Genomic DNA, 12,004 nt, shown 5'->3' with positions numbered 1-12,004 from the left:
GCGGGTCCTAGGAGCGGAAAATCCGGGAATACTGGGTCTCGTGTCGGAACGAACCGAGATCGAGGCGCAGGGTCGCGCTGCCGAGATCGTCGAGGCTCAGGACCGGCACGGTGGCGGCGAGTGCGTCGACCTTCGGCGTGAGGGCCGCGATCACCCGCGTGCCGGCGCTCTGTCCGATGGGCGCGCAGCGCAGGGCGGCCGAGACGAGGTTCTGCAAGAAGGCGAGGCCGAAGCCGGCGAGCACCGGCGCCAGGGCCATCCGATGCGCGCCGGCCGCCAGCCCGACGGCGACCGGATAGGCGACGGCGTCGGTGAGCGCGTCCCCGAGCTGCGCCAGGACGTCGTTGCCCCAGGCGGCGCGGGTGACGTCGAGGAAGCTGCGTCCCTGCTGGCTCGTCTCCAGGCGCAACTCGCGCGAGGGCGCCAGCGCCAGGGCGAGATCGTTGAGGTTGGTGAGCGCCTCGTGATCCCCGGCCAGGGCCGCCGCGTGGGCGTGGGCGGCGAAGATCAGGTCGTTGCGGCACGATCCGCGCTCCAGCACGTCGGCGAGCCATGTGGTCAGCGAGGCCTCATCGTGGACGTCGCCGCATTCCACCGCCCATTCGAGCCCGTGCGAATAGGCATAGGCCCCCACCGGATAGCCCGGCGACAGCCACGCCATCAGGCGCAGGGCGTCAATCATGGGGGTGCGGATGATCGTGGTCGTGGTGGTGCCCGTGGTGATGATGGCCGGCGGCCTCGCCCGCATAGGCGCCGCCCTCGGGGCGGAACGGCCGTTCCACCGGCTCGGCACTCCCGCCCAGGCCCCGCACCATCTCGGCGAGCACGTGATCGAACGCGATGTAGACCGCGTCGGCGTCGATCTCGGCCGGGATGTGCCGGTTGCCGATATGCCAGATCAGGCGCTTCAACGCATGGTCGCTTTCCGCACGGATCGCGAGCAGGCGCTCGGGCGCGGCCTCGACCCAGATCAGGCGGCCGTCCTGCAGCACCAGCGCGTCGCCGTCGTCGAGCACAGTGGGCTCGGCCAGATCGAGCAGGAACGCCAGGCCGCCGACGCCCCGCATCGCCATGCGCCGACGGTGCCGGTCGCCATGGTCGAGGACGATGCGGTCGACGATCTCGCCGAAAAGGGCGTTTCGGCGGAGAACTCTCGTGGCACGGATCATACGCAGAAACGATATCCCGGTTGGTTCGTGACGGTGGCGGAGATCGTCAGACGATGTCGGACTCGACGATTCCCGGATAGAAACGGTGGTCCATGATCTGCTCCAGACTGTAGGGGCAGGCCTCGGGAAGGCTGCGCTCGTCCACGCCCGTTTCCTCGGCGGCGCGCGTCCGTGCGATGCGATACGCCTTGTCGAGCGCCGTCTCGGGCCATGCCGTGAGGCTGGGACTGAGGTCGAGGAGGCCCTCGATCTGCAGCCGCTGCTCAACGATGGACGATCGCCAGCCATACTTGCGCTTCCGGGGTTGAAACTCCCACTTCAGCAAGTGTTGCAGCACGATGATCAGACGATTTCGAATTTCGGATTTTTGCGACCCACCCACGCTTTCGATTTCCTCCGCGAGCCGCGGCCAGTCGACTTCCTGCCAGCGACCGGCGCGCAACAAGGCGGCCTGTCCCTGCGTCCAGAGATACAGGTCGGCGTCGTAGAGATCCGGAGTCGAGGGCGGGTTCAATGCGGCGTTGGACATGCGGCCTCCGCTGACGTTGAATCGCATCCTACCTCAAAACAGGAAATACCGCTGCGCCATCGGCAGCACCTCGGCGGGCTCGCAGACCAGCAGCTCGCCGTCGGCGCGGACGTCGTAGGTCTCGGGATCGATCTCGATGACCGGGGTGGCGTCGTTGAGGATCATGCTCTTCTTCGAGATGCCGCCGCGCACGTTCTCGACGGCTACCAGCCGCTTCTGCACTCCGAGCCTCTCGCCCAGCCCATCCTCGATCGCCGCCTTCGACACGAAGGTCAGTGCGGTTGCGAAGGGCGAGCGGCCGATGGCCCCGAACATCGGACGGTAATGCACCGGCTGCGGGGTCGGGATCGAGGCGTTGGGATCGCCCATCGGCGCCGTGGCGATCATGCCGCCCTTGATGACGCAATCGGGCTTCACCCCGAAGAAGGCCGGAGTCCAGAGAACCAGATCGGCGAGTTTTCCGGGTTCCACCGAGCCGACATGGGCCGAGACGCCATGCGCGATGGCCGGGTTGATGGTGTATTTCGCGATGTAGCGGCGGGCGCGCAGGTTGTCGTTGCCGGAGCCGTCGCCCGGCAGGCTGCCGCGCTGACGCTTCATCTTGTCCGCCGTCTGCCAGGTGCGGATGACGACCTCGCCGACCCGGCCCATGGCCTGGCTGTCCGACGACATCATCGAGAGCGCACCGATATCGTGCAGGATGTCCTCGGCCGCGATGGTCTCCTTGCGGATGCGGCTCTCGGCGAAGGCCAGATCCTCGGGGATCGCCGGATCGAGGTGATGGCAGACCATGAGCATGTCGAGATGCTCGTCGATGGTGTTCCTCGTATACGGTCGCGTCGGGTTGGTGGAGGAGGGCAGCACGTTCATCAGCCCCGCCACCTTCATGATGTCGGGGGCGTGGCCGCCTCCCGCGCCCTCGGTGTGGAAGGCGTGGATGGTCCGCCCCGCGAAGGCGCGGATCGTGTCCTCGACGAAGCCAGATTCGTTGAGCGTGTCGGAGTGGATCATCACCTGCACGTCGTGCAGGTCGGCGACGCTGAGGCAGGTGTCGATGGCCTGGGGCGTGGTGCCCCAATCCTCGTGGAGCTTGAGCGCGCAGGCCCCGGCGCGGACCATCTCGATCAGGCTCTCGGGCCGCGAGGCGTTGCCCTTGCCGGCGAAGGCGAGGTTCATCGGAAAGCTGTCGGCGGCCTCGATCATCCGGGCGAGATGCCACGGGCCCGGGGTGCAGGTGGTGGCGAAGGTGCCGTGCGCCGGTCCGGTGCCGCCGCCCAGCATGGTGGTGACGCCGGAGCACAACGCCTCCTCGATCTGCTGCGGGCAGATGTAGTGGATGTGGCTGTCGAACCCGCCCGCCGTGAGGATTTTTCCCTCCCCGGCGATCACTTCCGTGCCGGGTCCGACGATGATGTCGACGCCCGGCTGGATGTCGGGGTTGCCGGCCTTACCGAGCTTGAAGATCCGGCCCTTCACGATGCCGACGTCGCATTTCACCACGCCCCAATGGTCGAGGACCACGGCGTTGGTGATGACGGTGTCCACCGCACCATCCTGGTTCGTCACCTGCGATTGCCCCATCCCATCGCGAATGACCTTGCCGCCGCCGAACTTCACCTCCTCGCCATAGGTGGTGTGGTCGCGCTCCACCTCGATGACGAGGGAGGTGTCGGCGAGGCGAATGCGGTCGCCGGTGGTGGGGCCGAACATGTCGGCATAGGCGGCACGGGGGAGGGAGGCGGGACGTGGGGTGTTGGTCATGGGCGTGGCTCGCCTCCCGTCAGGCTGTCATAGGCGAGAAGCACGGCGCGGACGCCGCCCGCCGATCGAAGGTCAGGGTCGTGGCCGCACCTGCCTGTCGGTCGAGATGTCCGATCACCCGCCTGTCTTCGGCCGGCAGCGTCCCTTGGCCCTTGGAGGTCACGGTCATGGCAAACCGCTGCATCCCGCGCTCCTGACTGCCTTGAGATCACCTAACGTCATAGCATCGCGTAAGGCATCAGAGCGCGCCCATCACTTCGCCGCGGAACCCATAGACCGTCCGCGCGCCGAGGAGCGGCACCAGTGCGACCTCGCGCGTGGCTCCGGGCTCGAACCGCACCGCCGTGCCCGGCGCGATGTCGAGGCGCTGGCCCCGTGCCTTTTCGCGATCGAAGGTCAGGCCGGGGTTCACCTCGTAGAAATGGTAGTGCGAGCCGACCTGGATCGGCCGATCGCCGACATTGGCCACCGCCAGGACGGTGCGCGGGGCGCCGTCGTTGAAGACGATGTCGCCCGGAAGCGTCGTCACCGTACCCGGCACCTCCACCGATGCCGCGCCGCGGATCGGATGATGCACCGTGACGAGCTTGGTGCCGTCCGGAAACGTCGCCTCGACCTGGATGTCGTGGATCATCTCGGGAATGCCGTCCATGCACTGGTCGGCGGTCAACACGTGGCCGCCGGCCTGCATCAGCTCCGAGACCGAACGGCCGTCGCGGGCCCCCTCGACCACGTAATCGCTGATCAGCGCCACGGCCTCGGGATAGTTCAGCTTCACGCCCCGGCTCAGCCGGTTGCGGGCGACCTGGGCGGCCATGGCGAGGAGGAGCTTGTCCTTTTCGCGAGGGGTCAGGAGCACGGGGAAGACCTCGGGGTTGGGCGCGGGCAGCCGGAGCGAAAGGCAAGGACCGTGCGCGAACGGCGCGGCCGGCATCGATGCATTCCGGCGCGGGCAGCGCAAGTGCTGGCACGAACATGACAAGTGCCGGCACGGGTATCCGAAGTGCCGGCACGGGCATCGCGAGTACCGGCGACGCGTGGGTTCGGTTGACAGGACGGCGCGCATCGTCCGAACAGCGACGCATGCCCGATCCGAATTCCAAGGCAGGTGCCGTGCCCTATCCCCGCGATCTCGTCGGCTACGGCCGTAACCCGCCCCATCCGCATTGGCCGAACGGCGCACGGATCGCGGTGCAGATCGTGCTGAATTACGAGGAGGGCGGCGAGAACTGCATCCTGCACGGCGATCCGGCCTCGGAGGCGTTCCTGTCGGAACTCGTGGGTGCCCAGCCCTGGCCGGGCCAGCGCCACATGAGCATGGAATCGCTGTTCGAATACGGCTCGCGTGCCGCGTTCTGGAGGCTTTGGCGCCTGTTCCAAGCGCGAAACATTCCCGTCACGGTGTTCGGTGTCGCCACGGCGCTCGCCCGCCACCCGGACGTCGCCGCCGCGATGAAGGAGGCCGATTGGGAGATCGCCTGCCACGGCCTCAAGTGGATCGATTATCGCGACTTCACCCGTGCGCAGGAGAAGGCGCACATGGAGGAGGCGATCCGAATCCACACCGAGATCACCGGCGAACGGCCCAGGGGCTGGTACACGGGGCGGTCCTCGCCCCACACCCTCGACCTCGGGGTTGAGGCCGGCTTCACCTACCTGGCCGATTCCTACGCCGACGACCTGCCGTACTGGATCGCGGAGCCGAGCGGGCGCGGCCTCGTAGTGCCCTACACCCTCGATACCAACGACATGCGCTGCGTCGCCCTGCAGGGGTTCAACACCGGCGACCACTTCTTCACCTACCTGCGCGACACCTTCGACGCGCTCTACGCCGAAGGCGAGACCGCGCCGAAGATGATGTCGGTGGGCCTGCATTGCCGCCTCATCGGCCGGCCGGGGCGGATCGGAGCGCTGATCCGCTTCCTCGACCATATGGCGGCCCACGAGCATGTCTGGATCGCGCGCCGGATCGACATCGCCGAGCATTGGGTCGCGCACCATCCGCCGGCCTGACGGCCCGATTCCTGCTCACCCACGCCCCGCACAGCCCGGAGAGCCCCCATGACGACCCTCACCATCGATGGCCGGACCTTCCAGCCCGCGGACGTCATGGCCGTCGCCCGTCCCGACGCCACCGGTGCCCGCGCCGAAGTCGCCCTGGAGGCAGGCGCCCGCGCGCGCCTGGAGGCCGCCCGCGCCTATATCGACGCCAATTTCATGAACGACGACGCGCCGCTGATGTACTCGTTCAACACCGGCGTCGGCCTGTTCAAGGACCGGCGCGTGCTGATGTCCGACATGGAGGAGTATCAGCGCCGCTCGGTCTATGCCCATGCCACCGGAGTCGGCGAGCCGTTCGACCCCGAGGTCGCGCGCGCCACCATGCTGCTGCGCGCCAACGCCTTCGCGTCGAACTATTCGGGACCACGCGTCGCCGTGGTCGAGCGGCTCCTCGCCTGCCTCAATGCTGGGCTCGTGCCGGTGATCCCGCAGAAGGGATCGGTGGGCGCATCGGGCGATCTCGCACCGCTGGCCCATCTCGCCGGGGCGATCTGCGGGTTCGCCGAGGCCGAGATGTTCTACGAAGGTCGGCGCATGCCGGCGCGCGAGGCTCTCGCGCTTGCCGGGATGGAGCCCGAATTCCCCCTCGAAGCCAAGGACGCCTCGGCGCTGATCAACGGCTCCACGGTTTCGCTGGCGCTCGGGGTGCTGGCCCTGGAGGACGCGAAAAAGCTGCTCAAGCATGCCGACATCGCGCTGTCCCTGAGCCTCGAATGCATGCGCTGCGAGACCAAGGCGTTCGATCCGCGCCTGCATGCGGCCCGCCCCCACAAGGGCCAGGCGGCCACCGCCCGCAACGTTCTGCGGCTGCTCGACGGCTCGCTCCGCTGCACCGAGGCCGCCCGCCACACCGTGTTCCCGGACGAGGCGCGCGCGCCCGGCACCGCCCCCGCGCCCCGGGTGCAGGACGTCTATTCCCTGCGCTGCGCGCCCCAGGTCCACGGGCCGGTGCGCGAGGCCCTGGACTATATCGGCGGCATCATCGGCACCGAGATCAACTCGGCCACCGACAACCCGCTGATCTTCGACGACGGCGAGGGCGGCTATGCCTGCATCTCGGGCGGCCATTTCCACGGGCAATACGTGGCCCAGGCCATGGACCTGCTCTCCATCGTCGTCACCGATCTGGGCTCGATCTCGGAGCGGCGCCTGTTCCGCCTCATCGACCCGACGCTGAGCTATGGCCTGCCGCGCAATCTTCTGGCCGGCAAGAAGGGCCTCAACACCGGGTTCGCCACCGTGCAATGCACGCTCTCGGCCCTGGTGATGGAGAACCGGACCCTGTCGAGCCCCGGCTCGGTGGATTCGATTCCGGGCAAGTCCAACGCCGAAGACCACGTCTCGAACTCGACCTGGTGTGGCCGCAAGGCCCGCACCATCGTGGAGAATGCCGAGCAGATCGTCGCCGGCGAATTCCTGATGGCCGCGCAAGCCCTGACCCTGGTGGCGGACGTCGCCAGGGACCATCCGATCGGCAAGGGCACGCAGGCGGCTCTCGACGCGATCCGCGCCGTGATCCCGCCGGCACTCGACGGCGACCGCTGGTACCAAACCGAGATGGTGGACGCGCTAGCGCTGCTGCGCTCGGGCGCCATCATCGCGGCCGTCGAGGCGGCCGTCGGCGCGTTGGAATAGTTGCTTTCCCGACGAACACGGTCGTTCCCCCGGCCAAGAGAGTCTGCCTCTCCCTCACCCCACCCGATGGCACGGATGGATCCGGCTCCCTGTGCGTCCGTATCCCTGGCGCGTCTCCGGCGCCCTGGGATGACGCAATGGCGCTGATTCCCGATCTGCGCGCATCGCCGTATCCCGCCACCGATTGACCCGCCCCTTCGCCCACACGATGAATCAGGCACCGGATCAGCGTCCGTCCAAGCGGCGCGACGGGAGGATCTGCATCTCGTGGCCCTGACCGCACCCAAACCGCCCGAGCGCCGCCGCCGCAAGGACGGCGAAGCCCGGCGCGCGGCGATCCTCGATGCAGGGCTGGAGATCTTCGCGGCATTCGGCCTGCATGGGGCGAGCGTCGACCGCCTCGCCGAGCGGGCCGGTCTGTCGAAGACCAATCTGCTCTACTACTTCCCCTCGAAAGAGGAGCTCTACGTCGCGGTGCTGCGGCGGGTGCTCGCAATCTGGCTCGACCCGCTGCAATCCCTCGACGCCGACAGCGAGCCGGCCGAGGCGTTCAAGGCCTACATCCGCGCCAAGCTCACCCTGTCGCGCGATGCGCCCCAGGCCTCGCGGCTGTTCTGCCTCGAAATCGTCCAGGGCGCGCCGCTGCTACGGCCTGAACTGGAAGGCCCCTTGCGCGACCTCGTCGAGACCAAGGCGGCGATCATCCGCGGCTGGATCGCCGATGGGCGCATCGGCGCGCACGACCCTCACCATCTCATCTTCTCGATCTGGGCGATCACCCAGCACTATGCCGACTTCGCCGTGCAGGTGGATGCCGTGACCGGTAGGAGCCTGCACGATCCGGATTTCTTCGAAAGCACCGTGGCGAACACCCAAGCGATGATTCTGGCGGGTTTGGGCTTGCGGTGAGTCGCGCCAGGGCATCCCCTCGGTCCACTACCCGCCGACGCCCTGCGACTCGGCGATTTTTCGCTCTCCGGATGAGCAAACGCAGCCCGACCGTTGGGCAAACCGAAGAGACTTTGTGCAATCGGTCAAAATTGGCGATCGATAGTTTGACCATTTGGTCTGACTGGATATCGTCCGATGATACAGGAGGCCAAGACAGTCTCCGCTCCGATCCCGTCAGGACCCGAGCCCTTCCCCGCGAAGGTCTCGCCCCACATGCGAGGTTGCCATGAATGTCGGCGTCTTTATCCCGATCGGAAACAACGGCTGGCTCCTCTCGGAGAATGCGCCGCAATACAAACCGAGCTTCGAACTGAACAAGCAGGTGGTCCTGAAAGCCGAGGGCTATGGCCTCGACTTCGCCCTGTCGATGATCAAGCTACGGGGCTTTGGCGGCAAGACCGAGTTCTGGGACCACAACCTCGAATCCTTCACGCTGATGGCGGGGCTCGCCGCGGTCACCAGCAAGATCAAGCTGTTCGCCACCGCCGCGACCCTGTGCATGCCCCCGGCGATCACCGCCCGCATGGCCTCCACCATCGACTCGATCTCGAACGGGCGCTTCGGCCTCAACCTCGTCACCGGCTGGCAGAAGCCGGAATATTCGCAGATGGGCCTGTGGCCCGGCGACGCGTATTTCGGCCGGCGCTACGAGTACCTGTCCGAATACGCCCAGGTGCTGCGCGATCTGTGGGAGACCGGAATCTGCGACAGGAAGGGTGAGTTCTTCCAGATGGACGATTGCCGCCTTTCGCCCCGGCCGCAGGCGGACATGAAGATCATCTGCGCCGGCCAGTCCGCCGCCGGCATGGAATTCACCGCCAAGTATGCCGACTACAATTTCTGCTTCGGCAAGGGCGTCAACACGCCGACCGCCTTCGCCCCTACGGTGGAGCGCCTCGAGGCCGCCAAGGCCGCGACCGGCCGCGCCGTGTCCTCCTACGTGCTGTTCATGCTGATCGCCGACGAGACCGGTGAGGCCGCCCGCGCCAAGTGGGAACATTACAAGGCCGGCGCCGATGCTGAGGCGATCGCGTGGCTCGGGCTACAGGGCGCAGCCGATACCAAATCGGGCGCCGACACCAATGTCCGCCAGATGGTGGACCCGACCTCGGCGGTGAACATCAACATGGGTACCCTCGTCGGCTCCTTCGCCGAGGTGGCGCAGATGCTCGACGAGGTCGCCACCGTGCCGGGCACGGAAGGCGTGCTGCTGGTGTTCGACGACTTCCTGAAAGGTCTCGACGATTATGGCACCCGCATCCAGCCGCTGATGAAGAGCCGGGCCCATATCGTCGCCGAACCGCTGGCAGAGGTGGCGTGATGGACACGCCCGCAGGCTATCACGATCCGCAAGGCCGCCACGGCGCCATCACCCTGCCGGCCGCGCCGGAGCCCATCGCCTTCGATGCCGGCGCCACCGCGCTCATCGTCGTCGACATGCAGAACGCCTACACCACCAAGGGCGGCTATCTCGATCTCGCTGGCTTCGACGTCTCGGCCACCGGGCCGGTGGTCGAGCGGATCGCCCGCGCAGTGACGGCTGCGCGTACGGCTGGCCTCACCATCATCTGGCTCCAGAACGGCTGGGATTCCGACTATGTCGAGGCCGGCGGCCCCGGCTCGCCGAACTGGCACAAGTCGAACGCCCTCAAGACCATGCGCAAGCGGCCCGCCCTCACCGGCACCCTGCTCGCCAAGGGGACCTGGGACTACGCCCTCGTCGACGCGCTGACGCCGGAACCCGGCGACATCGTCATGCCGAAACCCCGCTACAGCGGCTTCTATAACACCGCCCTCGACAGCACGTTGCGGGCCCGTGGCATCCGCACGCTGGTCTTCACCGGCATCGCCACCAACGTCTGCGTGGAATCGACCCTGCGCGACGGCTTCTTCCTCGAATATTTCGGCATCGTCCTCGCCGACGCGACCCATCAGGCCGGCCCGCCCGCCCTGCAGGCCGGGGCGCTCGCCAACATCGAGACCTTCTTCGGCTGGGTCTCGGACGTGGCCGCGTTCGAAGCGGCTTTGAATGGACGAGACGCCATGGCGGCGGAATGACGCTCTGGCGGAGCATCACGCTTCGGTCGTCCCGGAGCGCCGGACTGAGGCCGGCAGTTTCCCGTTCGCAGTTCGCACAGACCGAGAGGAAACGTACAGCATGCCCAAAACCGTCGTGATCCCGCCCGGCACCGGCAAGCCGCTGGCGCCCTACGTTCCCGGTACGCTGGCCGACGGCGTGCTCTACGTCTCGGGCACGCTGCCGCTCGATGCGGAGGCCAACGTCGTCCATATCGGCGACGCCACCGCGCAGACCCGGCACGTTCTAGAGACGATCAAGGGCGTCGTCACCGCCGCGGGCGGCACCATGGACGACGTGACCTTCAACCACGTCTTCCTCAAGGATTGGGCCGACTACGCCGCGATCAACGCGGTCTATGCCGAATACTTCCCCGGCGAGAAGCCGGCGCGCTACTGTATCCAGTGTGGCCTGGTGAAGCCCGACGCCCTGGTGGAGATCGCCACCATCGCCCATCTGGACAAGGTCTGAGCATGGCCGCGCCGATCCACCACGCGGTCCGGGGCGCGGGCACCCGGACAGTCCTGCTGTCGCCGGGACTCGGCGGGTCGAGCAGCTATTTCGCACCGCAGATGGACGCCCTGGGCGAGCGCTTCCGCGTCGTCACCTACGATCATCGCGGCACCGGGCGCTCGCCGGACACGCTGGAGCCGGGGCACGACATCACCGCGATGGCGCGCGACCTGCTCGCCGTGATGAATGCGAGCGACACCGGCACCTGCGCCATCGTCGGCCACGCGCTCGGCGGCCTGATCAGCCTCGAACTCGCCCGCACCGATCCCGAGCGTGTCGAACGCCTCGTGGTGGTCAACGGATGGGCCCGTGCGGATTCGGCGACGCGGCGTTGCTTTTCCGCCCGCAAGGCTCTGCTTACGCAGGTCGGTGCGGAAGCCTACGTCAAGGCGCAGGCGATCTTCCTGTATCCGGCGCCCTGGCTGTCGGAGAACGCGGAGCGGGTGGCCGCCGACGAGGCCCATGCGCTGGCGCATTTTCCGGGGTCGTCCAACGTGCTGGCGCGGATCGCGGCGCTGGAAGGGTTCGACCTCACACCCCATCTCAGGAGCATCGCCACCGAAACCCTGGTGATGGCGGCGGACGACGACGTCCTGGTGCCCTATCTGTGTTCGGAACGCCTCGCGGCGGGTTTGCCGAACGCAACGCTCGACCGCATGCCGAGCGGGGGCCACGCGCACAGCGTGACACAGGCGGACGCCTTCAACCGGACGCTGCTCGCGTTCCTCGATCGATAGAGCTGAGAGACAAAGGCCCGGCATGACCGAACCTGAGATGATGCCGGTCGAAGCCGGTGCCTACCGCGCCGCCATGGCGCAGATCGCCAGCGCCGTGCATCTCGTGACCACGGACGGGCCGGGGGGGCGCTCTGGCTTCACGGCATCGGCGGTGTGCAGCGTCAGCGACGGACCGCCGACCCTCCTCGTCTGCATCAACCGCAGCTCGTCGGCCTATGCCGCGGTGAGCGCCAACGACACCCTGTGCATCAACACGCTGGGCGCGCATCAGACCGACGTCGCCAGTGCCTTCGGCGGACGGATCCCGATGGACGAGCGCTTCGCCACCGCCGCCTGGCATCGCCTGGTCACCGGGGCTCCGGTTCTCGATGGGGCGCTCATCGCCTTCGATTGCCGCATCGTCGGGCGGCATGCGGTGGCCACCCACGACGTGCTGTTCTGCGAGGTGGTCGCGCTGGCCGAGGCCGGCGACGGCGATGGGCTGCTCTATGCCGATCGGCGCTACCACACGCTGCCGCTCGCGGCGGCGGTCCCGCGCGAGGCTGCCGCCTGATCGCGGAGTCTGAGCATT

General features: G+C 67.6%; 13 protein-coding genes and 1 pseudogene. 8 read left to right on the top strand and 6 right to left on the bottom strand.

Annotated features, from left to right (window positions below):
* Nucleotides 1-7: 7 nt before the first annotated feature.
* From G3T14_RS12000 to G3T14_RS11975, 6 genes are read right to left on the bottom strand one after another with little or no spacing between them, the layout of a single operon-like run.
* Complete coding sequence (locus G3T14_RS12000; RefSeq protein ID WP_163642781.1) at nt 8-682, bottom strand: urease accessory protein UreF; 675 nt, start codon at nt 680-682, stop codon at nt 8-10.
* Nucleotides 675-1,169 (bottom strand): urease accessory protein UreE, encoded by a 495-nt coding sequence (locus G3T14_RS11995; protein ID WP_163642780.1) that lies wholly within the window; start codon nt 1,167-1,169, stop codon nt 675-677. Before G3T14_RS11995 ends, G3T14_RS12000 begins: the two co-directional genes overlap by 8 nt.
* Nucleotides 1,170-1,215: 46 nt before the next feature.
* A complete protein-coding gene (locus G3T14_RS11990) occupies nt 1,216-1,698 on the bottom strand; it encodes a DUF29 domain-containing protein (RefSeq protein WP_163642779.1) in 483 nt (160 codons plus the stop codon).
* 33 nt (nt 1,699-1,731) lie between these two features.
* Nucleotides 1,732-3,459, bottom strand: coding sequence for an urease subunit alpha (gene ureC / locus G3T14_RS11985; protein ID WP_163642778.1), 1,728 nt, complete (start codon nt 3,457-3,459; stop codon nt 1,732-1,734).
* Nucleotides 3,460-3,478: 19 nt separating this feature from the next.
* Entirely contained in the window at nt 3,479-3,643 is a 165-nt protein-coding gene (locus G3T14_RS11980; protein ID WP_163642777.1) for an AbrB/MazE/SpoVT family DNA-binding domain-containing protein, read from the bottom strand.
* 54 nt (nt 3,644-3,697) lie between these two features.
* Nucleotides 3,698-4,318 (bottom strand): urease subunit gamma, encoded by a 621-nt coding sequence (locus G3T14_RS11975; protein WP_163642776.1) that lies wholly within the window; start codon nt 4,316-4,318, stop codon nt 3,698-3,700.
* 254 nt (nt 4,319-4,572) lie between these two features.
* Between G3T14_RS11975 and puuE the strand changes: the two are divergent.
* From puuE to G3T14_RS11935, 8 genes and pseudogenes are all read left to right on the top strand, one after another.
* Nucleotides 4,573-5,469: pseudogene (gene puuE, locus G3T14_RS11970) on the top strand (allantoinase PuuE); the annotation flags it as partial.
* A 51-nt stretch (nt 5,470-5,520) separates the two neighbouring features.
* The gene (locus G3T14_RS11965; RefSeq protein WP_163642774.1) at nt 5,521-7,155 is read left to right on the top strand and encodes an aromatic amino acid ammonia-lyase; all 1,635 of its coding nucleotides are present in this window, start codon (nt 5,521-5,523) and stop codon (nt 7,153-7,155) included.
* A gap of 267 nt (nt 7,156-7,422) precedes the next feature.
* Nucleotides 7,423-8,064, top strand: a complete 642-nt coding sequence (gene rutR, locus G3T14_RS11960) for an HTH-type transcriptional regulator RutR (RefSeq protein WP_163642773.1) — start codon at nt 7,423-7,425, stop codon at nt 8,062-8,064.
* Between the two features lie 268 nt (nt 8,065-8,332).
* Nucleotides 8,333-9,427 carry a pyrimidine utilization protein A gene (gene rutA / locus G3T14_RS11955; protein ID WP_163642772.1) on the top strand — a complete coding sequence of 365 codons (1,095 nt, stop codon included), beginning with the start codon at nt 8,333-8,335 and terminating at the stop codon, nt 9,425-9,427.
* Nucleotides 9,427-10,164 (top strand): pyrimidine utilization protein B, encoded by a 738-nt coding sequence (gene rutB, locus G3T14_RS11950; RefSeq protein WP_163642771.1) that lies wholly within the window; start codon nt 9,427-9,429, stop codon nt 10,162-10,164. Before rutA ends, rutB begins: the two co-directional genes overlap by 1 nt.
* A gap of 100 nt (nt 10,165-10,264) precedes the next feature.
* The gene (gene rutC / locus G3T14_RS11945) at nt 10,265-10,654 is read left to right on the top strand and encodes a pyrimidine utilization protein C (RefSeq protein ID WP_163642770.1); all 390 of its coding nucleotides are present in this window, start codon (nt 10,265-10,267) and stop codon (nt 10,652-10,654) included.
* 2 nt (nt 10,655-10,656) lie between these two features.
* Nucleotides 10,657-11,433, top strand: a complete 777-nt coding sequence (rutD, locus tag G3T14_RS11940; RefSeq protein ID WP_163642769.1) for a pyrimidine utilization protein D — start codon at nt 10,657-10,659, stop codon at nt 11,431-11,433.
* 22 nt (nt 11,434-11,455) lie between these two features.
* Nucleotides 11,456-11,986 (top strand): flavin reductase, encoded by a 531-nt coding sequence (locus G3T14_RS11935; protein WP_163642768.1) that lies wholly within the window; start codon nt 11,456-11,458, stop codon nt 11,984-11,986.
* Nucleotides 11,987-12,004 lie beyond the last annotated feature (18 nt).

This window comes from Methylobacterium sp. BTF04 (assembly GCF_010692745.1).
Classification (GTDB): domain Bacteria; phylum Pseudomonadota; class Alphaproteobacteria; order Rhizobiales; family Beijerinckiaceae; genus Methylobacterium.
Note: the sequence above shows the minus strand (reverse complement) of the source record. Positions and strands in the feature narration are given on the sequence as shown.